At 41.9% G+C, this 26,985-nt stretch carries 21 protein-coding genes; 11 read left to right on the top strand and 10 right to left on the bottom strand.

From position 1 onward, the window contains the following. Positions 1-2,051 (bottom strand): beta strand repeat-containing protein (locus ACEQZT_RS15475; protein ID WP_370090364.1); only part of this gene is annotated, 2,051 nt, incomplete at its 3' end. A 328-nt stretch (positions 2,052-2,379) separates the two neighbouring features. Here ACEQZT_RS15475 and rimP point away from each other — a divergent pair. The 5 genes from rimP (at position 2,380) to ACEQZT_RS15450 (ending at position 8,060) form a co-directional block, all read left to right on the top strand. Next, positions 2,380-2,823 carry a ribosome maturation factor RimP gene (rimP, locus tag ACEQZT_RS15470; RefSeq protein ID WP_370090363.1) on the top strand — a complete coding sequence of 148 codons (444 nt, stop codon included), beginning with the start codon at positions 2,380-2,382 and terminating at the stop codon, positions 2,821-2,823. Between the two features lies 1 nt (position 2,824). Beyond that, positions 2,825-4,066, top strand: a complete 1,242-nt coding sequence (gene nusA / locus ACEQZT_RS15465) for a transcription termination factor NusA (RefSeq protein ID WP_370090362.1) — start codon at positions 2,825-2,827, stop codon at positions 4,064-4,066. A gap of 20 nt (positions 4,067-4,086) precedes the next feature. Next, positions 4,087-6,786, top strand: coding sequence for a translation initiation factor IF-2 (gene infB, locus ACEQZT_RS15460; RefSeq protein WP_370090361.1), 2,700 nt, complete (start codon positions 4,087-4,089; stop codon positions 6,784-6,786). Positions 6,787-6,862: 76 nt separating this feature from the next. Continuing rightward, positions 6,863-7,654 (top strand): DUF3667 domain-containing protein, encoded by a 792-nt coding sequence (locus tag ACEQZT_RS15455; protein ID WP_370090360.1) that lies wholly within the window; start codon positions 6,863-6,865, stop codon positions 7,652-7,654. A gap of 64 nt (positions 7,655-7,718) precedes the next feature. After that, on the top strand, positions 7,719-8,060 hold the full coding sequence (locus tag ACEQZT_RS15450) for a hypothetical protein (protein WP_370090359.1): 342 nt from the start codon (positions 7,719-7,721) through the stop codon (positions 8,058-8,060). On the opposite strand, the gene ACEQZT_RS15445 is transcribed toward ACEQZT_RS15450, so the two are convergent. The 3 genes from ACEQZT_RS15445 to ACEQZT_RS15435 all read right to left on the bottom strand — a co-directional run bounded on the left by ACEQZT_RS15445 (position 8,057) and on the right by ACEQZT_RS15435 (position 11,139). Continuing rightward, positions 8,057-8,785 (bottom strand): HisA/HisF-related TIM barrel protein, encoded by a 729-nt coding sequence (locus tag ACEQZT_RS15445; protein ID WP_370090358.1) that lies wholly within the window; start codon positions 8,783-8,785, stop codon positions 8,057-8,059. The genes ACEQZT_RS15450 and ACEQZT_RS15445 overlap by 4 nt on opposite strands. Before the next feature lie 67 nt (positions 8,786-8,852). Next, complete coding sequence (locus ACEQZT_RS15440; protein ID WP_370090357.1) at positions 8,853-9,545, bottom strand: response regulator transcription factor; 693 nt, start codon at positions 9,543-9,545, stop codon at positions 8,853-8,855. Continuing rightward, positions 9,535-11,139, bottom strand: coding sequence for a sensor histidine kinase (locus ACEQZT_RS15435; protein ID WP_370090356.1), 1,605 nt, complete (start codon positions 11,137-11,139; stop codon positions 9,535-9,537). The genes ACEQZT_RS15440 and ACEQZT_RS15435 overlap by 11 nt, the downstream gene beginning before the upstream one ends. A gap of 142 nt (positions 11,140-11,281) precedes the next feature. Here ACEQZT_RS15435 and ACEQZT_RS15430 point away from each other — a divergent pair, with 142 nt between their 5' ends. After that, positions 11,282-12,118 carry a T9SS type A sorting domain-containing protein gene (locus tag ACEQZT_RS15430; RefSeq protein ID WP_370090355.1) on the top strand — a complete coding sequence of 279 codons (837 nt, stop codon included), beginning with the start codon at positions 11,282-11,284 and terminating at the stop codon, positions 12,116-12,118. Between the two features lie 59 nt (positions 12,119-12,177). Here the strand turns inward: ACEQZT_RS15430 and ACEQZT_RS15425 are convergent, their stop codons facing one another. Together ACEQZT_RS15425 and ACEQZT_RS15420 are read right to left on the bottom strand one after the other, a co-directional pair. Further along, complete coding sequence (locus ACEQZT_RS15425; RefSeq protein ID WP_370090354.1) at positions 12,178-12,873, bottom strand: response regulator transcription factor; 696 nt, start codon at positions 12,871-12,873, stop codon at positions 12,178-12,180. Beyond that, positions 12,866-14,098, bottom strand: coding sequence for a sensor histidine kinase (locus tag ACEQZT_RS15420; RefSeq protein ID WP_370090353.1), 1,233 nt, complete (start codon positions 14,096-14,098; stop codon positions 12,866-12,868). Before ACEQZT_RS15420 ends, ACEQZT_RS15425 begins: the two co-directional genes overlap by 8 nt. 129 nt (positions 14,099-14,227) lie before the next feature. Here ACEQZT_RS15420 and ACEQZT_RS15415 point away from each other — a divergent pair, with 129 nt between their 5' ends. After that, entirely contained in the window at positions 14,228-14,593 is a 366-nt protein-coding gene (locus ACEQZT_RS15415) for a DUF1573 domain-containing protein (RefSeq protein WP_370090352.1), read from the top strand. Positions 14,594-14,629: 36 nt separating this feature from the next. Here the strand turns inward: ACEQZT_RS15415 and ACEQZT_RS15410 are convergent, their stop codons facing one another. Continuing rightward, complete coding sequence (locus tag ACEQZT_RS15410) at positions 14,630-18,217, bottom strand: metallophosphoesterase (protein ID WP_370090351.1); 3,588 nt, start codon at positions 18,215-18,217, stop codon at positions 14,630-14,632. Next, a complete protein-coding gene (locus tag ACEQZT_RS15405) occupies positions 18,214-19,140 on the bottom strand; it encodes an SdiA-regulated domain-containing protein (RefSeq protein ID WP_370090350.1) in 927 nt (308 codons plus the stop codon). Before ACEQZT_RS15405 ends, ACEQZT_RS15410 begins: the two co-directional genes overlap by 4 nt. 74 nt (positions 19,141-19,214) lie before the next feature. On the opposite strand from ACEQZT_RS15405, the gene ACEQZT_RS15400 reads away from it, so the two are divergent. Together ACEQZT_RS15400 and ACEQZT_RS15395 are read left to right on the top strand one after the other, a co-directional pair. Next, a complete protein-coding gene (locus ACEQZT_RS15400) occupies positions 19,215-19,832 on the top strand; it encodes an HD domain-containing protein (RefSeq protein WP_370090349.1) in 618 nt (205 codons plus the stop codon). Beyond that, positions 19,811-20,434, top strand: coding sequence for a Pycsar system effector family protein (locus tag ACEQZT_RS15395; protein WP_370090348.1), 624 nt, complete (start codon positions 19,811-19,813; stop codon positions 20,432-20,434). The genes ACEQZT_RS15400 and ACEQZT_RS15395 overlap by 22 nt, the downstream gene beginning before the upstream one ends. Here the strand turns inward: ACEQZT_RS15395 and ppk1 are convergent. Both ppk1 and ACEQZT_RS15385 read right to left on the bottom strand, forming a co-directional pair. Further along, on the bottom strand, positions 20,428-22,401 hold the full coding sequence (ppk1, locus tag ACEQZT_RS15390; protein WP_370090347.1) for a polyphosphate kinase 1: 1,974 nt from the start codon (positions 22,399-22,401) through the stop codon (positions 20,428-20,430). The genes ACEQZT_RS15395 and ppk1 overlap by 7 nt on opposite strands. Before the next feature lies 1 nt (position 22,402). Continuing rightward, positions 22,403-23,665, bottom strand: a complete 1,263-nt coding sequence (locus ACEQZT_RS15385; RefSeq protein ID WP_370090346.1) for an adenylate/guanylate cyclase domain-containing protein — start codon at positions 23,663-23,665, stop codon at positions 22,403-22,405. A 100-nt stretch (positions 23,666-23,765) separates the two neighbouring features. Here ACEQZT_RS15385 and ACEQZT_RS15380 point away from each other — a divergent pair, with 100 nt between their 5' ends. Together ACEQZT_RS15380 and ACEQZT_RS15375 are read left to right on the top strand one after the other, a co-directional pair. Continuing rightward, complete coding sequence (locus ACEQZT_RS15380; RefSeq protein WP_370090345.1) at positions 23,766-24,593, top strand: GNAT family N-acetyltransferase; 828 nt, start codon at positions 23,766-23,768, stop codon at positions 24,591-24,593. A 3-nt stretch (positions 24,594-24,596) separates the two neighbouring features. Continuing rightward, positions 24,597-26,984, top strand: coding sequence for a bifunctional UDP-N-acetylmuramoyl-tripeptide:D-alanyl-D-alanine ligase/alanine racemase (locus ACEQZT_RS15375; RefSeq protein WP_370090344.1), 2,388 nt, complete (start codon positions 24,597-24,599; stop codon positions 26,982-26,984). Position 26,985 lies beyond the last annotated feature (1 nt).

Genomic DNA, 26,985 nt, shown 5'->3' with positions numbered 1-26,985 from the left:
GCAGTTACATCCAGTCCATTGTTGGCGGTTGCAGTTCCATCGATATTGACGGAGCTGTTGAAATCCGCGGCTTCATCTACGGCCAGGTCCCCACGTACGGTGGTGTTGGTTCCGGCAGCTGCGAGGTTTGTTTGTCCGGCTACATCGAGGGTGCCGTTCAGATCTGTTGCATTGTTAACTCTTAATCCATTAGTGTTATTTAGAATAAATTGACCTGATCCTGGTACTACGAAATCAGTAGTAAGATCCAAATCTGTCCCATCTACCGCATTATTCTGAATAGTGGAAACAATATTCGGCCCACCCAAAGCAAAGGCGATATCACCTGAAATAGGAGCTGAAACAACGGTGCTTCCATTGCCAACAAGCATATAGTTTGCCTGGCCAGCAAATAATTGTTGGGCTTGATTGGACGCGTCTCCGACGAAAATACTTCCAAGATTGAGATCCTTAGTAGCAAAATCAGTTACGGGGCGTGAGGTTATTGCTCCTCCGGCACCTGTTACTACAATCTGATTTACACCAGGTGAAAACCACGCTGCATCAGGAACATTGTTGGAAATCAAGATCGCATTTGAGTTGGCAGGCAAAATTTTACCTTGAGTAACTGATCTGTCGGCAAGTTTATTAGTTGTGATACCCAAATTCATAACCTGGAGGATGTCCCCACTAACTTCTAGAGTTGCATTGTCAACATTGATGTCGAACTCTTGATTTACAGCATCCTCTACAATGCCATCGCCAGCAAGATCACCAAGATTTACAGATAGAATATCTCCACTAATTTGGAGCCCATTACCTTCATTTATTTCCAGGCTGCCGTCAACATTTTGAACCAACCCTAAACCAGCAACATCAGCATTGATTTCATTTCTGGTTACATTGTCATCTGCAATCTTAGCTGCAGTCACTGCATTATCTGCTAATTCATTCTCTGTAACAGCCCCTGTAGCAATGTCAAGAGTTTCCACCTCTCTATTGAGAATTTTTTCTGAAGTAATTGCATCATTTGCAATCTTAGCATTAGTGACGTTTAGGTTAATAAGCTCACTAGTTCCTACTGAATTAGGTGCAATTTCATCCTGCGCAACTCCATCAGTAGCAATATCATCCGTTGTTATCGTGTTGTTTAAAATTTCACTTGTTGTTACAGCATTCGGTCTAATTTGAAGATCGGCTGTAGTTCCTCCGTTGGTAACCGTGATGTCGCTTGCTCCTGAAACTGGAAGGCCTTGAGCAACCCCTGAGCTGTTTCCAACATAGATATTATTTTGTGCAAGAGTAGATGAAGTAAACTCTGATCGATCTGTCCAAACAGGATTTCCGGAACCGTCCACAGTTAGAACAGTATTGGAGTTCCCTTCAGCATTTAGCTTAGAAATGGTAATTGTTCCATTAGCAATATCTTCATTGAGAACGGAAAGGTTTGTAATATGTGTAGATGTTATCAGTATTGGAATTTCAGAAATTCCTATGATTCGCCCTTTAGAATCTGCAGTCAGTTGCAGAACCGTAAACTGATTACCATATGTATTTGGCGTAATACCCACATCTTCAAGTTTTGCTCCGGTTACTGCCTCATTAGCGATCTTGTCAGTTGTAACTGCCCCATTGTTTATTTTCCCGGTTGTCACGCTGCTGTTTTGAAGTTTAGCAGTCGAAACAGAAAAGTCAGCCAGCTTTCCTTCATTCACCGCTCCAGCTCTGATGATTGGATTAGGATAGTTACCAGTCAGATCCCCACCTGCTGTTGTAACATTTAACACCCCAAGTCCGGCTTTCCAGCTACCATTATTCCAATAGTAGAAAAGGTCAAAATCCGTGTCGAATACCATCAAGCCATTGTCCTGATTGGTCAGCGACATAGACGTCCGTTGCGAGGATGTAACCCTGGGAACCAGGAAGCCCTGATTGGAATTGGGTGAGACAAGCTCAAGCACGGCATTCGCATTTGGAGAATTGGTGTTGATTCCGACTGAGTTATCCTGAGCAAATGAGTATGCCGAGGACAGCATTAGAGCAGCAAAAGCTGAATACTTTAAAAGTTTCATAAGTGGGGATATTAAATGAAGCTAAGGCTAACCGTTATGGCTGGACTTTTGTTGGTTTTAAGGTTAAAAAATAGGGCGGTGAGACTATTTCTATAACTGGAGGTAAAAATTAGACTAAGCGGTGATAATTTCCAAAAAATCAGCGAGTTAGAGACAGAACTTTAGATGAATGGATGATTTTCGGTTTTGAAATCAATTCGAACTTAAATTCCTTACATTTTTTGAACGAATTGAAGGATTTCAACTTTAGTTTTCTACCTTTGCAAAGAATTATAGAAAGAATACCGAAAGAGGGGACATCAGTCCCCTCTTTTCATTAATAGAAATTTTGGAAGAAAAGAGAATCAGAGAGATAGCGGAGCGGGTCATTTCGGATGATCGGGACTTATTTCTTGTGGATGTAAAAGTCAAAGGAAATGAGGGGAATCAGAAGGTTTTGATTTTCGTTGATGGAGATAACGGAATTTCCATAGACCAGTGCAGTAAGATCAGCAGGCAGGTAGGTGCAGAAGTTGAGGAAGAAGATTTTATGAAAGGTAAATACACTTTGGAAGTATCTTCTCCTGGGTTGGATTTTCCAATTATGCTTCATCGCCAGTATGTTAAAAATATTGGCCGGAGCTTGGTGGTTGAAACTGTGGAAGGAGAAAAAGTTGAAGGAGAGTTGAAAGAAGTAAAAGATGAGGCGATTGAATTGAATTGTAATCAGGAGATGAGATCGCTAAAATTTGAAGAAATAAAACAATCAAAAGTAAAAGTATCATTCAAGTAAGATGGAAGCGTCAGTATTAATTGATTCGTTTGCGGATTTTGCTAGAGGCAAAAACATAGACCGCCCTACAATGATCAGAATTCTGGAAGATGTATTCAGAACGATGATCCGTAAGAAATACGAGACCGATGACAACTTCGATATTGTAATAAATGCCGATAACGGTGACCTTGAGATTTGGAGGTTTAGAGAAATTGTTGACGATAACTCGGAGGATATTTGGGATCACGACAAAATCAGTTTGACTGAGGCCCGTCAGATTGAACCTGACTTTGAAATCGGTGAGGAAGTAGCAGAAGAAATCAAACTAGAAGATTTTGGAAGAAGAGCCGTGATGACAGCACGTCAAACCCTTATTCAGAAGATCAAGGATTTGGAAAAAGATATTCTTTTCCAGAAGTACAAGGACTTGGTTGGTGAGATTATTCAAGGCGAAGTGTATCAGGTATTGGGTCGTGAGGTATTGCTGACAGATGGAGAGGGCAATGAGCTTACAGTGCCGAAGAGCGAACAAATCCCTAAAGATCGATACAGAAAAGGAGATACAGTGAGAGCGATTGTGCACCGTGCGGAAATGGTGAACGGTAACCCGAAAATTATCTTATCCAGAACTTCACCAGTCTTCCTAGAAAGACTTTTTGAGGCGGAAGTACCAGAAGTATACGACGGTCTCATTACGATTAAAAACGTGGTAAGAGAGCCAGGGGAGAGAGCGAAGGTAGCAGTAGAGTCTTATGATGATCGTATAGATCCGGTAGGCGCGTGTGTAGGTATGAAAGGATCACGTATTCACTCCATCGTTCGCGAACTTCAAAATGAAAACATTGATGTGATCAATTTCACGGACAATTTAGAGCTGTATTTAGCAAGAGCGCTTAGTCCTGCGAAGATCACAAGTATGAAAATAAGTGACGAGAAAGACCGAGTGTCTGTTTATCTCAAGCCAGATCAGGTATCTTTGGCCATCGGAAAGGGAGGTCAAAACATTAAATTGGCTAGTAAATTAGTAGGAATGGAGATCGATGTTTTCCGAGAACTAGATGAAAGCTCAGAGGAAGATGTGGATTTGGAAGAGTTTACTGATGAATTGGAAGATTGGGTAATTGATGAGCTAAAGCGTGTCGGGCTCGATACGGCGAAGAGTGTATTGAAGCTCAGTACGGACGATTTAGTGAGAAGGACAGATTTAGAAGAAGAAACAGTACATGAGGTGATTCGAGTTCTGAGCCAGGAGTTCGAATAAAGTAATTTTGAAAAGTTTATATGGCAGAATACAGATTAAGTCAAGTAGCGAGAAAGCTAAACGTAGGTAAGAATACTATTCTGGATTTCTTGAAGGAGAAAGGCTATGAGGTAGACTCAAACCCCAACTCTAAGATTCCTCAGGATCAGTATGACATGCTTGCGCGTGAGTTTGCAGACTCGGCTCATGACAAAGAAGAAGCATCTGAATTGACCATCGGTGGAAAGACCGATAACATGGTCATAAATGCAGAAAAAGTATCTGCGGAAGAAAAAAATGAGGATGATCGCATTCTCATAAAAGACAATGTTTCCGGAGATTCGGAACCAGAAAAAATTTCAGCTCGAACAAAGCTGGATGGTCCGAAGGTGGTCGGAAAGATTGATCTTGACAAAAAGAAGAAAGAGGAAGACAAAGCTGAGGCAAAACCTGTGGCAAAAGAGGAGCCGAAGGAGGAAGCCAAACCCAAGGCTGAAGAGAAGAAAGAAGAACCTAAGAAGGAGGCTCTAAAAGAAGAGAAGAAAGAGGAGCCAAAAGCCAAGGAAGAAAAACCTGAGGAAGAGAAAGCACCTGAAAAAGAGGTGATTAAAGCCAAGGCGGACTCATTGAGAGGGTTGAAGGTTCTTGACAAAATTGAGCTTCCAAAAGACAAGCCGAAACCGGTTGCCTCATCAGATTCAAATCAGGACAGAAAGAAGCGTCCTAGAAAACGTATTCAGTCAGCTGGTGGACCACCACAACGTGGCGGTGGTGGAGACCGTGGAAGAAGTGATAGAGGAAGAACTCAGACGGGTAGAAAAACGGAAGAACTTTCCGATAAGGAAATTCAGGATAAGATTAAAGCAACCCTTGCTAAACTAAGTGGAGGTGGCGGAAAGGGCGGATCACAGCGTTCTAAGTACAGAAAAGATAAAAGATCTGCCAGAGCGGAAGAAGAGGAAGAAAGACAGCTGCAGGCAGAAGAGGCATCAAAGACACTACACGTAACAGAGTATATCTCTGCCAATGACCTTGCATCATTGATGGATGTTACTGCCAACGATGTTATTTCGGCATGTATGTCTTTAGGTATGTTCGTTTCAATCAACCAAAGACTTGATGCAGAGACCATTACGGTCATTGCCGATGAATTTGGCTTTGATGTTGACTTTACGGAAGCGAAGGAGGAAACGGATATTGTAGAGGAAGCTGATGATGAAAGCAAGCTGACGGATCGAGCTCCAATTGTAACGATCATGGGGCACGTAGATCACGGTAAGACATCATTGCTGGACTACATCCGTGAGTCAAAAGTGACAGAGGGAGAAGCAGGGGGTATTACTCAGCACATTGGAGCATATGATGTGATGACCAATAGCGGAAAGCGAGTTGCCTTCCTTGATACACCGGGTCACGAAGCATTTACTGCAATGAGAGCCAGAGGAGCTAAAATCACCGATGTGGCAATTATTGTGGTAGCAGCAGACGACTCTGTGATGCCACAAACCAAGGAGGCAATCAACCACGCCCAGGTTGCTGGCGTACCTATCGTAATTGCAATCAACAAGATTGATAAGCCGAATGCAAACCCAGACAAAATCAAAGAGGATCTTTCCAAAATCAACATTCTTGTAGAAGATTGGGGTGGAAAGTACCAGTGTCAGCATGTCTCGGCGAAAACTGGAGAAGGAATTGATGAGTTGCTGGATAAAGTATTATTAGAAGCAGAACTCCTGGAACTAAAAGCTAACCCAGACAAGCCTGCCGTTGGTTCTGTGGTAGAGGCATCACTAGACAAGGGTCGAGGCTATGTATCCACGATTATGGTGCAGGCAGGAACTTTGAGAGTTGGGGATGTGCTTTTGGCCGGACCATACTTTGGTAAGGTGAAAGCCATGTTTGATCACAGAGGTCAAAAGCTGAAGGAAGCAGGACCATCTACGCCAGTTTTAATGCTTGGGTTGGATGGAGCTCCACAAGCTGGCGATAAGTTTAACGTAATGGAAAGTGATCGAGAGGCACGTGAAGTAGCCAACAAGCGAGAGCAAATCCTGAGAGAGCAGTCGATCAGAACTAAGAAGCATATTACACTTGATGAAATCGGAAGAAGACTTGCGATTGGAAGCTTCAAGGAGCTTAATGTAATCGTAAAAGGTGACGTAGATGGGTCAATTGAAGCTCTAGCTGATTCACTATTGAAGCTATCAACGGAGGAAGTTCAGGTAAATATTCTACACAAAGCTGTGGGTCAGATTTCAGAGTCAGACGTGCTACTTGCATCGGCCTCTGACGCAGTTATTGTTGGTTTCCAGGTACGTCCATCTAGTGGAGCAAGAAAGCTTGCCGAGTCAGAAGAGATTGAAATCAGGCTTTACTCTATTATCTATGATGCCATCAACGATGTGAAGGATGCAATGGAAGGCATGCTAGAGCCTACCAGCGAGGAAGTAATCACGGGCAATATCGAAGTGAGAGAGGTTTACAAGATCACCAAAGTGGGCACAGTAGCCGGATGTTATGTGACAGATGGAATTGTGAAGAGATCAAACAATGTGAGAATCGTGCGAGATGGTATAGTGGTCTACACTGGAGAAATCAACCAACTGAAGCGATTTAAAGATGACGTGAACGAGGTGAAAAATGGATATGAATGCGGATTGAGCATTAAGAACTTTAATGACATCAAGGTTGGAGATATTATCGAAGGCTTTGAGATGAAAGAAGTGAAGCGAACGCTTTAAAATGACCTGATTTAAGACTTAAGCTTACCATTTGGTAAGCTTTTTTTATTTTAGGTGGTTCCTAACCTATTGCCTTATGAAAACCTGTGTGAACTGTGGTCATGAAAGTGTCTTTCGACACTGTCCTGAGTGCGGTCAAAAATTAGATGTCAAGCGAGTTACCTTTCGGGGAATTATTGAAGAATTTTTTTCCAAATGGATTGGGTTTGACAATCAGTTTGGAAGGACTGTCATTGATATGACTGTGCGCCCTGGGCAGGTTATAAATTCGTATTTAAAGGGTAATAGGACCAAGTATTTGGGGCCCTTAGGATATGTGGTAATCATGACAGCATTGTTGATTATCTCCTTTGATTTATTTGGGTTAGAAGTGAGTGACTTCCTCAAAGTAAATAGCGAGACATTTAATCCAAATCAAGAAATGACTGTGCAGCAAGCTGAATTGCAGCAAAAACTGATGGAGTTCATGGCTAGAAATTTTAGATTTTTGGCAGCATTAATGATCCCATTTTTGGCAATCTCACTGGGTTGGTTTTATCGAGTGGAAAAGCTTAATTATATCGAAAGGGTAGTTGTTTCCACTTACATGTCTTGTCAGGCCATGTGGATTACCATGATCATGCTTGGAGTACTGGCCTTTACAGGTCATTTATTAAACGTTACTGGGATTATACTCACCATACTGTTTTACTCATATATTTTACAGAAAACTTTTCCCAGGAAAAACTATCTTATTGCACTTTTAAAGTCTCTTGGAGTATATGTGGGGGCTGTTTTGGTTCTTATTCTTCTGATGATAATTGTAGGATTTGTGGTTGGTCTGATTTTTGCAATATTAAATCCTGAAATGATACAACCACAAGGTTAAGTTTTGTAAAAAAGCATAACCTTCCATCGATAATTTCGTTACTTTGTTGATTAAGATGAAAATCTTGAAGAAACATCATAATATATTACTTACTCTTACATTGATTTTTGCAGTCAATGTTGGCTATGCTAATACAACTGGTGTAGTAAACAAATCCGTAAATCAGGAACAAGAGCAAGAGGGTAGGCGAAGATCAGATCAGGGGATGGTAAGGCCTGATGGAGATGTTAATAATTCCCAAACTTCTATAGTTGGAGTTCAGGAAGAGCCTAAATCCGAACCTCAGGCAGAAGAGCCAAACTTCAAGCCAGAAGAAAAGGCAGACTCGGTAGAAGATGACTCAGTAAGCAAGTACAACTTTATCTTCTATTTCCTTTACAAATTCAAGTATGAGGAAGCTCCCTAAGCTTCAATAGACTGATAGTCGTCGATATCATTGAGCGTGATATTCCCTTCGTAATATGCTTTCCCAAATATTACTCCGTAGAGACCAATATCTCTTAGTTTTTTAATGTCGTCCATTTTTCGAACTCCACCACTAGCGAAAATGCACAGGTTGGGGAATTCTTTAAGGAGGTTTTGATAAAGGTCAAAAGACGGTCCTTCCATTGCTCCATCCTTGGAGATGTCAGTCGTTTTCAGGTATTTCAGTCCTCTGTCATAGAAGTAAGCAATGTGATCGAAAAGATCCTTTGAGGTGGCTTTTTGCCATCCTCTGATTCTTATTTTTCCCTGAAGGCTATCAGCAGCGAGTGCTACCTTTTCTCTACCATAAGACATGAGCCAGTTGGCAAACTGTTCTTTGTTAGAAACAGCTACAGAAGCTGCAGTAATGCTCTCCGCTCCATATTCAAAAGCTTTCAGGACATCTCCATCTGTGTGAAGTCCACCCGTGAAGTTGATCTTAAGATCTGTATAGGCGGAAACCATATGCAGAATGTCATAGTTCACCGAAGTGCCTTTTCTGGCGCCATCCAGATCGATCAGATGAATACGGCTGATCCCATGATCTTCAAACTGTTTAGCAACATCAATTGGGGTGTCATCATAGACTTTCTCGCTGGAGTAGTCTCCTTTGGTGAGGCGAATAGTCCTCCCTTCAATAACTGAAATTGATGGTACAAGTAACATGATTAGTGAGATTGGTTCTTTTAGAATCGCTCGTTTCTAAAGATACAAAATTCGAAGCAGAAATCGGTCACACTACCTCTACTAATTTGAAACCTTCACCATGAATTGTCAATATCTTAAGACTGGGTTCATCTTGAAGATACTTTCTGATCTTAGCTATGTAAACATCCATGCTTCGGGCATTGAAGTAGCTATCATCTTTCCAGATTTTCTTTAGTGCCATGCTTCGATCTACCGTTTTATTTACATTTTCAAAGAAAATTTTCAACAACTCATTCTCCTTTGTAGTAAGGTTAATTTCTCTTTTAGGCGTCACTAGTCTGTTTTCCTGATAATAATAAGTCAACCCGGCAATATTGAATGGATTAGGAAACGCCGCTTCCTCCTCTTTTTTTACTGATCTCTTCAAAATTGCCTGAATGCGCAGGAGAAGCTCTTCCATGCTAAACGGCTTGGTCATGTAATCATCCGCCCCGATGGTGAAGCCTTTGATGATATCCTGTTTCATGGATTTGGCTGTCAGAAAAATGATAGGAGTCTCACTGTCTGTCGACCGAATTTCCTTAGCCAGAGTGAAACCATCTTTTTTTGGCATCATCAAATCGAGGATGCAAAGGTCATAAGTGTCCTTTTGAAAAGCATGGCCGCCTTCCTCACCATCCCGCTTCAGTGTGGTGTCAAAGCCTTTTAGCCCCAGGTACTCACTAAGGATCTCACCCAAATTTGGATCGTCTTCTACAATTAATAATTTAGGCTTCATGGGCTAATGGTATTGTGATTGAAAATTTACTTCCTTTACCGGGCTCACTATCCACATGGATACTTCCCCCATGTGCTTCCACGATTCGCTGTACGTAAGCCAGACCCAGACCGAATCCTTTCACATTGTGAAGATCCCCAGTAGGTACACGGTAAAATTTTTCGAAGATATGCTTTTGCTGATCTCTGGTCATTCCAATTCCTTTATCATGGATGGAAATGATGAAATCCTCTTCGTCGGATGCAGTGCGAAGTGTTATATTGGGAGCGTCAGGAGAGTATTTATTTGCATTGTCCAAGAGATTTAAGATGATGTTTGTCAAATGCAATTCGTCTCCCTGAACCAAATCTTTCTCGGCTTTTTCAATCATATTTAATCGTCCACCACGCTGCTCCACCTGCATGGCGATATGCTCTACTGCATTTTTCACCATGTCACTCATTCTCAGTAGCTCTTGCTTTAGATTGTAATCTTTTCGGTCAATCGCTGCGATTTGCAACACCTTTTCTACCTGATCACCGAGCCGCTTATTTTCCTCACCTATGACCTTAAGATATTTAGCACGAAGTGTACTCTGCTCTATGTCTTTATCGTTGAGAGCCTCGACTGCAAGGGACACAGTAGAGATTGGAGTTTTTAGCTCATGCGTCATATTATTGATAAAGTCATTCTTCATTTCAGACAGCTTCTTCTGCCTCACGATGGTTCGGATACTATAGCCAAAGCAAAATAGAATCACAATCACAAGAAATCCTGAGCTCACCATTGCAGACCAAACTTTTCCGAGAAGATAGCCTTGCTTACCAGGAAAATTGACAATAAGCATGCTATCATTTCCAAAAATATCATTGGGGAACAATGCGGCACGAAGTTCACTCTGCTCCAGTTCTTGCTGCTTTTTATTACTGGTTAAAAGTAGGAAGCGTTCCTCCTGAGGCTGCATTACTCCATACTCATAGTCAATGTCAATGCCTTTGCTAATAAGCTCATTTTTCAGAAGTGAGTCTAGTTGTTGTGGGTTGAACCGCGAGGCTATAGTTCTATTTGGCCCCATTAAATCCTTGACCACATCGAATGTGAGCTCATATTTTCTGGATACTTTGGCAAGTTTGCTCTCCAGTTGTTGAATCTTTACATCTCTTTCTTCGAGCATCTCATCTAGTGAAGAGCCTGGCGGAGGAGGTACTTCTTCAAAAAAGAAATTGTCTGCTACGCTAGAAAAATTCACTACAAACTCAAAACCACCATCTTGCACCGTATCGGCAAAAAAGAATACTTGTTGATTGCCCTGCCTAATTACTTCTACGCTCCCTCTGGGCTTTGTTCTGTTTACCTTCCTCATCCTGTCTACATGGACAACTTCTTCCTCGTCATGGATTGGGGAATTGAGGTAGTTTAGCTTTTGAAGTGCTGCATAAGTTTCTTGTTTTTCAAGTTTGTTCGCAACAGTGTTCAAGGCATCCAGCACGTCTTTTCGGAAACGTTCCTCATTGGCGGTCACCAGCGAATCAATCCAATATAGCTGGAAGGCAATGAGCCCAATCATGGCCATTCCCATCAATCCAATTATCCATCTCAATGTCTTTCGCTGCATACCTCAAAAATACGACGAAGTGTATTCCTTAGTTTGTGTTTAACCATTTTTAACAAGGATTAACGACTGATTAACAGAGAGATAAGGCACTACTTCGTACTTTCGATTAGCGATTTAGAAAAAACTAACAAACTCAAATAAAATGGAAAAGAAAGTGAAAATCCTGATGCTGTCGCTGGCTGTTTTTATGGCGGGCGATTTGATGGCACAGACAAAAGATGAAGGAAAAATTAAGGTGGAAATCACCAAAGAGGTTAATGGTGAGAAGAAAACCTTTAAGGGAGAATACAACAGCACCGAAGAAATGCGAGCCGATCCTAACTATCAGGAATTTGCAGGCAAAGAAGATGGTTTCAATTTTTGGTTTGATGGATCGAGTGATGAGGACATGATGATCCAGCTTGATCGTCAGAGAGATCAGAATAAATCATTCTTTAGATTCTTTCATGGTGATGGAGAAGAAGGGGAAAATAGCTTTTTCTTCAAGCACTTCGATGATGATTCTGAAGATAGTTTTTTTGACATTCAGCTAGACGGAATGGATATGGAGGAGTATCGTGAAAAGATGAAGGAACTAGGTATGGAAATGGAGCATCTCTTTGACAAACTGCATAGCGATGACGATAGGCATGTGAGGGTGATTGAAATAAAACGGATCAAAGTTGAAGAGGTAGATGATGAATTTGGAAAGAAGGGGAAAGTGGAAGATAGTAACAAGCTGGTGTTGGATGATCTGAGCTTTTACCCAAATCCATCATCAAATGGTCGATTCAAGGTTCGGTTTAATGTGCCTAGTGAAGATGAACTAACCATCAAAGTTTCAAATCTGGAAGGCAAAGAGGTTTTCAATAGATACTTTGAAAGTTTCAGTGGTACGTACTATGAAACCATAGACCTATCCGGACAAAGAGAGGGGATTTATTTACTGGAGATCAGCCAGGGTAAGAAAAGGTTGACTAAGAAAATCGTAATCAATTAAGCTCAATTAAGGTTAAATAGCGGCCGGTCAATTTTGACCGGCTTTTCTATCTCTCAAGATCATCCTGTTTCAGCTATCAATAAATTGAAGCCAACTCCATGATGATTCCTGATTTCCAGCGACTCATCATTTTTAAGATATTTACGCAGGCGAGTGATGAATACATCAAGACTCCTTCCTTTGAAATAATCGTTTTCTCCCCAAATTGTTTCAAGAATGAATTCCCGCTTCACCAATTCGTTTCGATGTTGAAGGAGGAGGTTGAGCAGGTTGGCCTCCATTTGAGTTAAAGACTGATTAGTACCCTGATAAGAGTATGTCAGGTTTACTGGGTCGTACGATGATTGGCCGAAGGAGACAATTTCTGAGGATTTTACAGGAGAGCTTGGAGAGCCCGATCTTCTAAGAAAAACCTGAATACGGAAGGCCAGCTCCTTGATGGAAAATGGTTTCGTGATGTAGTCATCTCCCCCCACCTCAAAGCCTTCTAGTCTATCTGCTTCCTGGGATTTAGCTGTCAGAAAAAGAATTGGCACAAACTCACTCAAAGCCCTGATCTTAAGTGCAAGCTCAAAACCATCCATTTTGGGCATCATCACATCGAGCAGGCAGATCTCAAAGTCAGCTTTTGTAAAGACTTCCAACGCGGACTGCCCATCTGATTTCCAAACGACCTCATGACCCACATCCGAAAGGCTGTCCTGAATCATGAATCCAAGATTTTCATCATCTTCTGCAAGTAAAATCTTAGCCATTAGGTAAGGTGATTATAAATGTACTTCCAGTGCCTTGTTTAGAATTTAAATCGACCTTCCCTCCAAGTTTGCTTACGGCAGACTTTACAATGTGGAGCCCTAGACCAAATCCCTTTTCATTGTGCTGGTGCTGTTCATCTGGCACTCGAAAAAACTTATTAAAAATCTTTTTCTGATAGACTGGAGGTATCCCCTTGCCATTATCAGAGATGGACAGGTGTGTTTTTTTATGGTCTTGGATCAGGTGAATCCTGATTTGCTTTCCTCCATATTTCACAGCATTATCGACCAAGTTTCGAATGATATTTTCTAGTAATACTTTATTGGAAAGGATGGTTTTCTGAACATCCAAATCAAGCTGCCAGGAGATCATTCGTGAAGCATATTGATTTTTCAATTCTTTGATAAGCTCTTCAAAATAGCTTTTTAGCTCGATGGGTTCTTTAACAAAATCAGTTTTCGTCTCGATGAGGGATGCGTGGAGAATATCCTCTACGTTTTTCTGAAGACGCTCAACTTCAGACTGAATAATGCTGACATACCGGTTATCATCCTTTGACTTTTCTGCCAGGGAGTGTGTAGCCAGCGAAAGGGTAGCCAAAGGAGTTTTGAGTTCGTGACTTACATTGTTGATAAAGTCTCGCTGAACCTCACTCAACCTTTTTTGACGAAGGATCACAAACAAAGCATAGCCGAAGAAAAGAATCAGTACGATCGTAATAGAGGTGGTGAATTTCCACAGATCAAATCCAGCCATCAGACTCTTCGATTTCTCCGGAAAGTACACCCCAAAGTAGTACTCTTCATTTTGGAGAACTGGCAAAATCTCAGCCGTGGGAATACGGTCAAGTTTTACATTTTCAGCATATACCATCTGGTCATTTTGGCAATCGTACACACCATATTCAAAATCCTGGGATATGGCCCTTTTCTTGATTTCTGCAGAAATGAGATATTCCAAATTTGCCAGATCAATCCGATCGTTGGTTCGCACAATGAAGTAGTTACCGGATACTTGCTCGATAGGGTTTACAGAAGGGAAATCTTTTCCATTAGCCTCACACAAAGATTCAACAACGTTACGGAGAGCTGCTTGCACGTTATGGTTAAACACCTGGTCTTGCTGCTCGATAGCCCGATTTAGCCAAAACACCTGACTGCCGATGATGCCAACCAATGAAAGAATGGCGAGAATGACCAAAACACGGATGTGTGCATTCTTCATAAGATCAAATGTAGCGACTTACTATGGGAGAAAATGGGGTTTAACAACTCATTAACAATCATTAGGAGATCATTAACACTGACTTTTCAAACGACAATACAGATTTGGCTCAAACAAAATTTTCAAAATATGAGAAAAGCAACTTTTATCTTAATGCTAGGAATCGCAGTAGCTGTGGTGGCCGGCATGTCTCCATTAAAGTGGAAAACAACCTCAATTGACCTGGGACAGGTGTCTTTAAACGAAATGAAAGATCTGTCATTTGAATTTACTAACAATTCAACCTCAGCGATCAGAATAGTCGAAGCGAAAGGTTCTTGCGGGTGCACAAATGTGAAGTATCCGGAAGGTGAGATCAAAGCAGGTGAGACCGCTTCAATCACTGCAAATTTTAAATCAGGAAAGCTGGGAGCTTTCAAGAAAAACATTCGAATCAAAACCTCAGACTCTGATGAGTACACTTATTTGTACTTCAACGGAGAAGTGGTAGAATAGAATGAAGAGGCAAGCTGCTGGTCAGGTGGCTTGCCTTTAAAAGAAAAAGCTCATGGAAAAGGTTGGCAGGTTTTCGTCCTCGCCGAACGCATAGTTGAAATTGAGCACAAGCGTATTAAGCGGGCTCAGCCAAACTCCAAAACCTTTGCCTGTGTGCCAGGTATCTGAATTTTCACCTTCCAGCCACACTCTGCCGGTATCATGAAATCCCAAAATCCCAAACTGGCCCGGGAAGATGTAGCTCCTAAATGAAAAGAGTTTAAGCCTCAGGTCCAGATTGTGGTAAAAGGATGTTTGGCCGTAGAATCGGGTGCGCCTTGTTCCTCTGAGATTCGATCGACCCCCCAGGATGTTGGCATTGAAGAAATCAAAATTGCCGGATGTGATGTGTGCAGTACCCAACCTATTGGCAATGACCAACCTTGATGGCAGCTTGGCTGACAGGTAGAAAACCCACTCGGCACGCAATCTCGTGCTGCTTCGGGAGAAATCAGAGATGGCTTCCAAATGCTCTACTTCTGCCAGTGCAGTCATCCCGGCAGTTGGTAAGACTTTATTGTCACGAGAGTCCAACTTGATTCCTGCGACAAATTTTGCGTATCGATTATCATCAAAAGTGCTGGCATCCGTACCTCCACTCGTAATGAATCGATTGGGTGTTTCCTCAACCTCCACAGATTTGTAGCCTGAACTCAAATAAAGTTTTGCCTTGGTTCCTACATTTCTTGAAACTCCCGCACCTATCTCCAGCCGATCCATTCGCACCCGATAATAGTCTATGGGATCATCATCAGGAGCTACAAATTGATCCATCAGAAACGCTGACTCATTTCCAAGTCCGAAATAGTTATTGACAAAAAAGGGCTCCTGCCACAGCACAGCTGTATTTAAATCCCATTTCCCAATCGCATCGGTATAATCTCCCGAGTAGTTAAATTGAAAGGAACCCGTCTCGAAAGCTCCGAGTGCTGTGAATTTATGCATGGCTGCAAAGGGCTCTTTTCTCCAACCGTGTTTTGTAAAAGCAAATCCACCACCAAGAAAAATTCCGTCATCCGGGTTGATGGCAGCCGTCACCAGCGGCATAAGAATATCATATTTGAATGCCTTTCGATCATAATTATTGATCTCTGGATTGTCACTCAGCTTTAAGATTCCCTTTGAGTTTCCTTGCACCTGTGTGCTTTTGAAGCGATCATAAACTTTTACATTTTTGAGCTTCTCGTCCGCATTTCCATTGATGATCAAATCCTTGTCTGTACCCCCGATGATTCGGATCTTGATCTTAGAATCAACGCCTTTCACTTCAAAGACATCCTCTCCGTCCAGCCCGTAAAGTCGAACTTCTTTCGTCTCATCTGCCTTAAAAATTCGCTCATATATGATCTGTTCGAGCTCGCCATCTTTCTTTCTTTTTCGAACAGTCACTTTGGTCTCAACAGGACTCAAATGTTCAACTAAAAAGTACTCATGCTTATCAGAGCCGACAACTTCAACCTCCTTGGAAAGAAAGAGATACAACTCACGAGCGTAGGATTCCATATTTTCTCTCCTGGCTCGCAAGCCAGTTCTGATTCTTTCACCCGTAAGGTTTTGAATTTGATCAGGCCAACTAGCGATTGCACTTTCAATAACTTCATCGGTCAGATTGGCTTGTAAGAAACGAATCTGCTCCATCCAGTCATCCCAGTCAGGCTCACTCATAAATGAGCGATCGAAGAACCGTGCATTTTGACCTAACCCAGGAGCCCAGTCTACTTTTTCGTCAAATCCCTCGATTTTGGGAAGAGCCCACTTACGCGCTGCTATTTTGGGTATGATTCCCTCATTGATGAAAAAGGCCTGATCTCGATCTCTTGGAATAGGACGGTAGAGGTTGCCCTTTCCATCATCAAACTGTGCCCAGCGCCATTGATCGTCGTGCCTATCCCAGTCGCCTATCCACATATCGAAGATTCGATTTCGTACAACAAAATTCTGATCAACAGAATTGTCATTGTCTTCTTTCAGGTTTTCAATGACTGTGGTTGTCCCATCAATGTCCTCACCACCTCCGAAATGTGCGTCTCTTGAAGCAGCTTCGTTTGGTCGTTCTTCATACAATGCCAGAGTACCAGCAAACACATTTTGAAATTGTCCTAATCTCGGATCATCGGGAATGAAAACAGGTTTAGGATTGGTGTGATAGATGCCTGCGGCCTCCGCCAGCGGAGGAATAATGAAGGCTCCATAGGGATGGGATGAAGAAATTTGATCTTCAACAATGTCCTGGGCGAATGTTTTTTGAAGAGCGGTAGGGATGGCATTTTCAGGATACTTCTCAATGGATCGAAGCACATATTCCCTTTCATCTTTTGCCACCAGTCTCAAAGATTTGGTCTGCATACCCCCACCTTTTTTGACCACCTCAAGACCACCTTTCTCAGTCCCAATATCAAATACTTCCACTTCAACAGGTGTACTCCAGACTTCACGATAGTTTTTACCCAACCAACGATACTTCTTTTTATCACCCTCGTATTTTTTGCTGGCTACTACTGTTATTGTGCTATCTGTAAAATTTGGTGTATTCTGATTTGCCTCAATTTCCTTCAGTTCTTTTTGGTATAGTTCTTTTGAAAATAGTGCACCGCTATCCATTCCAAAGTAATCAACAGATGCGGTTCCGTTTTCACGAAGATCCAAGACGGCAAATCCCTGCTCACTTCGAGCGAACAGACTCCCTTTCCCTTGCTTTACATGTGTGGTTTTTGATCCCGAACCTGACACGATAAAGTGGTGTCCATCTCTTTGGATGAGCTGGAGGGAATGCTCGTGTCCTGCCGCATAAACCACACTTTCTGCTTCATTCATGGCAGTGAGTATTTGATTCATCACAGCCTTATACTTCGGGTGAGTGTTGTCCTGAATATTGCCAATAGTCTTTCTGAAAAGTGGGTGAATGCTTCCTAGGACAGGAATGGGCAGTAGTTGTTCCTTAAAACTGAAATTTCCGTGATGCTCTCCATAAGTATAGATGGGATGATGGGCAGCTATCAGGATGTGCTTCCCTTTATTTCTAATAATGACGGACTTTAGCTCCTCCAATGCCTCTACCGTGCTCTTGTTTTCACAATTGTCATCCTCATCAGGCTTATCCCAGTTGTGCAGAAAATATTGTGTGTTCAGAATGATTAATGTGGATTTGTTACTCATAGGAATTTCGATAGGCCCGGGACACCCACCAATTGGTAGCAGAACATCCTGCCCTTCAAAATATTGACGAACGTATCGCTCCATTTCCAAAGCACGCTCCCATCCATAATTTCTACCTTGTGCCCAGTCGTGATTCCCCGGAATGATCAGTGCTTTGCCAGGAAAGGCTTTCATCACCTCAAGCTGAGGGATCAATTTATTTTCCATTTCCTCTCTTTCCGGATCTTCATTGCCAGGCAAACCTTTGGGATAGAGGTTGTCTCCAAGAAAAATCAGGAAATCATTTTCAGTGGCGTCCTTAAACTGAGACTGGAGCAGCATCAGGTTTTTATCGGGGGACTTAGGCTCTCCGGCATCACCAATGAGAAAAACCTTTTGAGACCAACTGATGGATGGAATAAGGAATATGAGGATTAGGAGTTTTCTCACCGACTAGATTTTTTATGCATTTCAAATTTCAGAATGTATCCCCTGTCTCCTTCTCCTTCGCTACTAATGTACATGTTGCCCTTCTCGTCAAAGCAGAGACCCTCCGGTTGTCCAAGCACCCGTGGTGAAATGGGGTATGTGGCTTTTAGTTCACCACTTTTTGCAACAACCACAAGCATCTTCCCAACAGAAGATAGGATGTAGTAGTTTCCTGAAATTGGGTGGGTAGCTATCGCTGAAGGCTTGAACTTGATCCTGTTTCTATCATAATCAAAGTCCTTCTCAGACTCCCAAAATGCTTCCAGTTCTTTTGGTCCGATGATGAAAAGTGGAGCCTGATTGAGCTTCTTTGTTTTTAGATCGAAAGCATAGAACGCTCTTCCACTCACATCCTCCTTGCCAATGTTTCCATCCTCTTTACAGGCAATGATCAACTGATTTGTGGTTCTATCATACCCCAAGCCTTCAGTATCGTTTTCACTATCCAACTTGTTCTCGTACTTCTCTGCAATCAATTTTTTTGAACTGCTATATGCAAACTCAAAAACATCTCCATCACTTTTTAAAACATAAATTTTGTTATCCACCAGTTCTATTCCTTCGTAATCATCAGACTTATAGAAGTCGATGGAGTGAACAATTTTCTTACTTTTCAAATCGTACTCGAAGACCTTCCCCGACTCATCGTCTACAGCCAGGATGTGGTGAGGAGGTTTGAAGGTGAGCCCTGAGATTTCTTCCAAGACATAAGGGAGATAATGTTTTTCGGTAGGTTTTTTGAGATTATAATGATGATGAACTTTAGAGGTAATGAGGAAAAGACTGTCAGCATGCAAACCAAAACCACCAGTACTGCAGCTCCACGAAAAAGAAGTGAGCAGCATGAACAATAAAATGAAGGTTATGTTCTTTAATGAAGTCATTGGTTAGACTAAAATGTCAAGCTACAACACTAAAATCGTAAACTTTTGTTCTAATTTGTGAAGGATTATGGAGAATGATGGCTGAAAGTAAGATAATTCGTGAGGTACAAGACTACACCATCAAGGTGCTTTCGGAGCAGCTGCCTGAGGGGATGACGTATCACTCAATCAATCATACACGAGATGTCGTATCTTCAGCAAAAGAAATTGCTGAGCAACAAGTGTTGAGTGAAGATGATTTTGAAGTTGTGCTGATTGCGGCTTGGTTTCATGATATTGGGTATACCTGTGGATGCGACCATCATGAAAAGAATAGCGCAGAAATTGCCAGAAAATTTCTTAAGTCAAAATCATACCCTGAAGACCAGATAGAAAAGGTGGTAGGCTGCATCATGTCGACACAGATGCCACAAACACCAAAGAATAACCTAGAGCAGATTTTATGTGACGCTGATCTCATGCATTTGGCGGGAGGTAATTATTTTGAAAAAGCGGATCTTCTACACAAGGAGATAGAAAAGACAAAATTGTGTAAGATATCAGAGACGGAGTGGCTGCAGATGAACCAGGAATTTTTAGACAAGCATTGTTTCTTCACTGATTATGCCAGGAAAAACTACGAATCTGCTGTTAAGGAAAATCTTAAAAAAGTACGTGAGCGCCTAACATCATGGAAGAAAGCCAAAGAATAGAAAAGCTCGAAAAAAAGATCAGTAAGCTAAAACAGAAGGCGAAAGAAGAGAAGGAGCTCAAGCCGACTCGTGGTATTGAAACGATGTTTCGAACCACCTCCAAAAATCACATGGAGCTGAGTGCCATTGCGGATAATAAGGCGAATATTATGATCTCCATCAACTCGATCATTTTGTCTGTCCTTGTTTCGGTTTTGATTCGCAAATTAGAAGAGTACCCTCATATGATCATCCCAGCAATTATGCTCACGTTGGTATGCCTTACCACGATCGTTTTCGCCGTATTGGCCACCCGTCCCAATGTGACCACTGGTAGATTTAAGCATGAGGATATTATCAACAAGAAAGCAAATTTGCTGTTCTTTGGAAATTTCCACCGGATGAAGTTGGAAGACTATAAGTGGGGAATGACAGAGATGCTGAAAGACGCAGATTACCTATATGGTAGTATGATCAAAGACATCTATTTCCTGGGCGCAGTTCTTGGAAAAAAATATCGATTACTAAGGCTGAGTTACACCATTTTTATGTTTGGTTTTGTACTCTCTATACTAGGATTTATAGTTGCCGAGCTTTTCTTCAAATCCCCCTATCCTTACTGATCTTTCAGGTAGTCGTAGATGGCTGTTTGCGCCCTGATTTCTTTCTCGATTTCAGGCCTTTCATTCTTAATTTTCGGGGAAAGCCACACTCCTTTAACATCATCTTTCCATTGAAATTTCAGGATGCTTAAGATCTCTTGCTTGATCTCCTCATTGTAAATCGGGAAGCAAACCTCGATGCGGCTGTGAAGATTTCTATTCATCCAATCAGCTGACCCAAGATAGATTTCCTGAGCACCATCATTATGGAAATAAAATGCTCTGCCATGTTCCAGGTACCGGTCCACAATCCGTTTTACTTTGAGATTTTTGTTGGGGACAAGGCAGCAAATACTTCTCACAATTAACTTAACATCCACTCCCTTTTTTGCAGCTTCATATAGTTTGGCGATCATCTGTTGTTCTTGCAGGTTGTTGATTTTGATGATGATCCTTGCCTCCTTTCCTGCTTCCGCATGCCTAATTTCACGATCAATCTTCTCTTGAAACACCTCTAGGGCACCAAACTGCGAAACAATCAGGTGTTCGAATACAGGTGGTGTATATTTTGTGAGCAGATGCTGAAAAACATTTGAAAGCTCCCTAGTCATATCTGCATTGCAGGATAGCAGACCATGATCGCAGTAGATTTCAGAAGTTTTTTCGTTCAGATTGCCTGTCCCAAAAAACCCATACATCCTGTCTTTCTTTTTTACCAGCGCAACTTTTGCGTGCACTTTTAATCCGGGTAAGCTGTAGACAATCTTGATACCTGCTGACTGCATTCTCCTGGCCCATTGGAGATTGTTCTCCTCATCAAAGCGAGCCTTCACTTCCATAAAAACAGCCACTTTTTTTCCATTTTTAGCAGCACTGATCAGTGCCTCCCCAATGATTGAATTTTTGGCCATTCGGTAGAAGGTGACGTTGATTTCTTCGACCTCCGGATCGATAGCGGCCTCATTGAAAAACTGGAGAATGTAATCGTAAGAATGGTATGGGAAGTGAAAAATTTGATCTTGTTCTTCAATTAGTTGAAACAAAGATCTGCTCTTGATAACCTCGCATTTAGCGATGGCCGGCTGCTTTGGGTATTCCAGAGAGGGATCATTTGCCCTCACCTGAAATAAGTCATTCATGTTGTGATAGCGCCCTCCTGCAGATAGATCATCCTTTGTAAGATTTAACTTTTCAGTAAGTGACTGAAGAAGGGTGCTGCTCATGGCTGAATCATACAAGAATCGAGAAGGGACTCCCAGATTCCGTTTCTGAATCTGCTTTTCGATCTTCTTGACCAGGTTTCCGTGATACTCATCATCAAGGTTCAAGTCAGCATTTTTGTTGAGCTTGATTGAGCAACACTCGACTATTTTCTCTTTCGGGAAAATCATATCAAGGTGCATCCTGATGACATCATCGATGAAAATGTAGTAATCCTTATCCGATGTTTTTTGATAGTAAAATCGGGAAATCTTATCAGACGGAATATTGATCAGAGCCTCACCTCCCGATGAAAACCGAACCGCTAGATATATACACTGATTGTCAATGAATACCCTTTTTCCACCAAGTGGAATCACTTTAATGTAAGCAGCAATCTGAGTTTTGAAATAGTGTAAAATATCGGATCTTAGCGAGGCAGGAATCTCATCCTGACTGGTGCAAATGATAAGATTCTTCGCTTCAAGTTTCTTGAGGATTTCCCTGAATGTCTTACCAAATTGATTGAGCTGTTGCTCTACTTCTTTGTGAATTTCACTCAGGGTTTCCTTGGGGCTAAATTCAATCTTTTTATAAATCTTCTTTTTATCTATCTGAATGATGTTTCGGATATCGGCAACCCGCACCCGGAAAAATTCATCCAGATTGGAAGAGTAAATAGCGATGAACCTGAGCCTTTCCAGCAGCGGGACAGACTCATCCATTGCTTCCATTAGCACCCGATAGTTAAAAGATAGCCAGCTGATGTCTCGGTCAAATAATTTCACATTAGGCCAGTTTGATGATTTCAATTTCCTGATCAATTCCTTTCAGCTTCACCTCTCCGAGAGATTTCCCTTTGTCTGTCATGTGTTTAATATCGTTGTAAAAATTAGAGGAAACCAGCCACGAGCAATTGTATTCTTTGGTCAGTTGTTCCAGCCGAGCTGCTGTGATCACAGGAATGCCTGAAATGGAAAATTGCTGACGCGTACTATTCCCAATATTGCCGGCAATAATCTCCCCATTATGGATTCCAATGCCGATCTTTATTTTTTCACCCCAGTCCGACTTATTCATTTGACTGATCGTGGAGAAGATATCCCTAGCTGCCTTGAAAGCCTTTTCAGGTGTATCACCTTCCTCTGACGCAAAAGAAGCCATCAATCCATCCCCCATTAGCTGATTGATCATGCCATCATTGTCGTGGATGCAGTCCATGATTGGCCCGAAAAATCGATTTTGAAATCGATTTACATCCTCTGGCGATAGCAATTGGACCCGCTTAGTAAAGTCCCTGATGTCCAAAAACATAACAGACGCATTGATTTTAAAACTCGCACCCCCAGCATCTTTCAAAGCTCTAACCACTTCTTTTGAAACCTGCTTACTGAAAAGTGATTCGATATGATCTCGCTCCTCCTGAGTCTTGATCGAAATCGTCAGCCTGTTTTTAAGCTCATTGGCAACCAACCCGGCACATGCACCTGCCATCAGGAACATGATGGCTTTCACATAGTATACCAGGGAAGGGAGCATGTGGGTGGTTTCGTAGTTTTTAAATGCCCACAAGGTAATCAGCGCATATATTGTGGCAATTATGAAACCGTTAAGAAAACTTAGCCAAAAGCTAAGATGAAGAGCGGAAACAATAATGATGGGAGCAAATAGGAAGATAATAGGTGAGTCCAGAAAAATACCCGTCTCTTCCCACTTGATCATAAAATAAAGCCATATAAATGGGATGATGGAGTCAATAATGATTGAATAATACTTGTACCAAGTAGGCAGAGGTCTCTCGCAGGAGGCTATTTTTCCCACCATCAATCGGGATAAAAGAAGCAATAAAATGAACCCGACAGAGGCGTATATCACCAGCTTCATGCTTCGCTCGTCCAAGAACACTTCCGAAATGGTTACCGGAAAGAAGATATAATTCAGGCACAAAAGGAATAACCCAAAAAGTAGAATTCCGAGGAAAATCTCGAGCCTCCTCTTTTCGGTTTTTACGATCTCAAGATCGATGCATTCTTCTAACTCGTTTAGTTGCATGAGGGGTTTCCCTTTTGGTCAGATAAGCGTAATTTTAATAATGCCGCAAGTAATAAGAGTAAATGCGGGTAGGTTAGTTCCTTTAAGTTAAAGTTTACTCATGAGTATACGACTATTGTCTCAGGAGGATTTTGCGCAGCTATACGAGACATTTAAAGTCTCCTTTAGTGAGAATGAAGTCAAGCTTCAGCCAACCGAAGAGGAGTTCAAATACCGAATTCATCAAAAGCTACAGTATAGCATGGATTTATCTGCAGGGAGTTTTGATGGTGATCAAATGAGGGGTTTCATCCTTCACGCCTCAAACATCTATCAAGGGATTCCAACGGCTTACAATGGAGGAACCGGAGTATTGCCTGGATTTAGAAATCAAAAGGTTGCTGAGCAGATGTATGAATTTTTGATACCGAAAATCAGAGAAAAATTTCTTGCCAGAATCTTATTGGAAGTGGTGGAGCAAAATAAAAAGGCAATCTCACTTTACGAGAAAATAGGCTTTTCATTTAAGCGGAGGTTTAAATGTTATAAGTTGATCGAGCCTGCGCCTGTCGAGAATAAAATAGCTGTTGAGCAAGGTAGTATCGAAGATGTAAATTTTAATTTCAATGACTTTGAGCCGTCATTTATTGATTGCTCATCACAGCTCAAGCTTGGGGCAGAAAAAGTGCTACTTGCAAAAAATGAAAGTCAGGTCACAGGCTACATCATATTCCAACCCCACTTGGGTCGTATCTCACAGCTAGCAGTGGATCGCCTGCATCGTCAAAAAGGAATCGGAGAAGCGCTGATTGAGGGGGCACAAAAACAATCCAAAAAGCCCCTCACAATTATGAATATTCCTGACGATGAATTTGGTTTTGATTCTTTTCTCAAAAAGTCAGGTTTTCAAAATCAAGTCAATCAGTATGAGATGGAATTAATAATTTAGGTGATGCTTTTTTCCCAACTGGAACAAATCACTCAAGGCAAGGCTGCTGTAGCGGATGATGTGGAGATCCATCGATTTTCTACGGATACCCGCACGCTCACTGGTCATCCGAATGAAATTTTCATAGCAGTTTCCGGGAAAAGAAATGGGCATGATTTTGTGGTAGAAGCTTTTGGCAGGGGAGTAAGAAACTTCATTGTCGAGGAGAAAGTGGATCTTGTTGGAGTCAACACCTTAACCGTTCAAAATTCAGTTGAGGCATTTCAGAAAATAGCGAAACATCATCGAGAGAGTTTCTCCATTCCGGTGATTGGGATCACCGGGAGTAACGGAAAAACAACGGTGAAGGAATGGCTGTCCACGATTCTATCTGAGAAGTTTTTTGTGGTGAAAAGCCCCAAGAGCTACAATTCGCAAATCGGAGTTCCTCTGTCTCTTTTGGAGATCCGATCTTCTCACGAAATAGGAGTATTTGAAGCGGGCATTTCGAAGATGGACGAGATGGTGAAGCTAGAGCGTATGATCCAACCTGAAGTTGGGATCTTTACTAACCTGGGTCAGGCTCACGACGATGGATTTGATTCGTCAGATCAGAAACTGACAGAGAAGCTGAGACTCTTTGAACATTCGAAAAAAATCATTTGCAGGAAAGACTCTCCCCTATTTCCAAAACTACATGAAAAGCTAAAAGACCGAATCATTTGCTGGTCATTGGAAAAGCAGGACGCTGACTATCAGGTGAAATGGGAAAAGGAAATAGTGAGAGTAAATGGGCATCCTTTTCAAACAAAATTTGATAGCGCAACTCAGCTGGAGAACTTGACCCACGCCATTGTTTCAGCATTGGAAATGGGACTTACACTAGGGCAGATTGAAAAAGGCGTAAGCCTAATAGAGGGTGTGCCAATGCGACTAGAGTTGAAAAAAGGCATCAATGGATGCTACATTCTTGACGATACTTACAATAACGATGAGGCGGGACTGAAGGTGGCGCTAGACTACCTGGAGTCTCACAAACAAAACACTCGTAAAACACTTATACTTTCGGATATTCTGCACTCCGGAAAGAGTGATAAAGAGCTATATGAGCATATATTCCGTCTACTCAAAGCCAAGCAGGTTGACCGGTTAATCGGGGTAGGTCCTGGCCTTTCATCCTATTCACACCTATTTTCAGATTCTAGTCAATTTTTCGCAACTGCCGATGATTTGCTAGCCAATTTCCCTGATTTTCAAGATGAGATGGTGGTGGTGAAAGGAGCAAGAAATTTTGCTTTAGAGCGAGTGGTGCAGCGATTACAAGAAAAAAGTCATGGGACGGTTCTTGAGGTCAATTTTGAATCGTTGCAGTATAACCTCAATCAATACAAGGCTTTGCTAAAACCTGAGACCAAACTAATGGTGATGGTCAAGGCAAACGCCTACGGAAGTGGCCTGCTTGAAGTGGCGAATTTCCTTCAGCATCAGCAGGTAGATATGCTTGGAGTGGCGTACGTCGATGAAGCCATCCAGCTGAGGAAAAATGGAATAAACATTCCAATCATGATCATGAACCCTCACATCGAGAGTTTTGAGCAGTTTGAACGATACGACTTGCAAGCTGAAATCTTTAGCATTTCCTATCTAAAGCGAATGATACGTGATACAGTCAATCCACCTAAAGTTCACCTAAAGATTGATACAGGAATGCATCGGCTAGGATTTTCTCCATCCGGATTGGGCGAGTTGATTGAGGTTTTGAAGGAAAATCCTCAGGTAAAAGTAGAGGGAATATTCACTCATTTTTCCAGCTCGGATTCAGCTGTTGAGGACAGCTACACGGTGAGCCAGGCCAAAACTTTCGAGAATGCATACAAAAAACTCTCAGATCAACTAGGATATCAACCAATTAAGCATGCCTGTAACTCTCCTGCAATGGTTCGATGGCCACAGTATCATTTTGATATGGTGAGGTTGGGGATTGGGCTTCACGGGTTTGACCCAACAGGCGAATTGACCTTGCGACATTCCAGTCAATTGAAATCGGTAGTCTCTCAAATTCAAGAGCTAAAAGCGGGTGATACGGTTGGATACTCTCGTAGGGGCAAGGTGGAGCGAGACAGCAAGATAGCTGTGATACCAATTGGCTATGAAGATGGATATGCCCGTATATTTGGAAATGGTCTTGCTTCTGTTCTTGTCAATAATACCTTATGTCCAACTATTGGAAATATATGCATGGATATGACTATGGTAGATGTGACTGATGTTGAGGTGAAAGAAGGGGATGAGGTAATCATTTTTGGTGAGAACCCATCAATAGCAAAGCTGGCTGAGTGGGCTGGGACCATACCGTATGAGATACTGACCAATGTAAGTAACCGGGTGAAACGCGTATTCGTTTCTGAATAAT

This window comes from Ekhidna sp. (genome assembly GCF_964218185.1).
In the GTDB taxonomy this organism is placed as follows: Bacteria; Bacteroidota; Bacteroidia; order Cytophagales; family Cyclobacteriaceae; genus Ekhidna.
The sequence above is the reverse complement of the archived record's forward strand: the minus strand, read 5'-3'. Positions and strand labels throughout refer to the sequence as shown.

Excerpts from the sequence above, each read along its gene's own strand:
- nusA (WP_370090362.1), top strand. The coding sequence starts at position 2,825 with ATGGAAGCGTCAGTATTAATTGATTCGTTTGCGGATTTTGCTAGAGGC.
- infB (WP_370090361.1), top strand. The coding sequence starts at position 4,087 with ATGGCAGAATACAGATTAAGTCAAGTAGCGAGAAAGCTAAACGTAGGT.
- ACEQZT_RS15455 (WP_370090360.1), top strand. The coding sequence starts at position 6,863 with ATGAAAACCTGTGTGAACTGTGGTCATGAAAGTGTCTTTCGACACTGT.
- ACEQZT_RS15445 (WP_370090358.1), bottom strand. The coding sequence starts at position 8,785 with ATGTTACTTGTACCATCAATTTCAGTTATTGAAGGGAGGACTATTCGC.
- ACEQZT_RS15440 (WP_370090357.1), bottom strand. The coding sequence starts at position 9,545 with ATGAAGCCTAAATTATTAATTGTAGAAGACGATCCAAATTTGGGTGAG.
- ACEQZT_RS15435 (WP_370090356.1), bottom strand. The coding sequence starts at position 11,139 with ATGCAGCGAAAGACATTGAGATGGATAATTGGATTGATGGGAATGGCC.
- ACEQZT_RS15430 (WP_370090355.1), top strand. The coding sequence starts at position 11,282 with ATGGAAAAGAAAGTGAAAATCCTGATGCTGTCGCTGGCTGTTTTTATG.
- ACEQZT_RS15425 (WP_370090354.1), bottom strand. The coding sequence starts at position 12,873 with ATGGCTAAGATTTTACTTGCAGAAGATGATGAAAATCTTGGATTCATG.
- ACEQZT_RS15420 (WP_370090353.1), bottom strand. The coding sequence starts at position 14,098 with ATGAAGAATGCACACATCCGTGTTTTGGTCATTCTCGCCATTCTTTCA.
- ACEQZT_RS15415 (WP_370090352.1), top strand. The coding sequence starts at position 14,228 with ATGAGAAAAGCAACTTTTATCTTAATGCTAGGAATCGCAGTAGCTGTG.
- ACEQZT_RS15405 (WP_370090350.1), bottom strand. The coding sequence starts at position 19,140 with ATGACTTCATTAAAGAACATAACCTTCATTTTATTGTTCATGCTGCTC.
- ACEQZT_RS15400 (WP_370090349.1), top strand. The coding sequence starts at position 19,215 with ATGATGGCTGAAAGTAAGATAATTCGTGAGGTACAAGACTACACCATC.
- ACEQZT_RS15395 (WP_370090348.1), top strand. The coding sequence starts at position 19,811 with ATGGAAGAAAGCCAAAGAATAGAAAAGCTCGAAAAAAAGATCAGTAAG.
- ACEQZT_RS15385 (WP_370090346.1), bottom strand. The coding sequence starts at position 23,665 with ATGCAACTAAACGAGTTAGAAGAATGCATCGATCTTGAGATCGTAAAA.
- ACEQZT_RS15380 (WP_370090345.1), top strand. The coding sequence starts at position 23,766 with ATGAGTATACGACTATTGTCTCAGGAGGATTTTGCGCAGCTATACGAG.
- ACEQZT_RS15375 (WP_370090344.1), top strand. The coding sequence starts at position 24,597 with ATGCTTTTTTCCCAACTGGAACAAATCACTCAAGGCAAGGCTGCTGTA.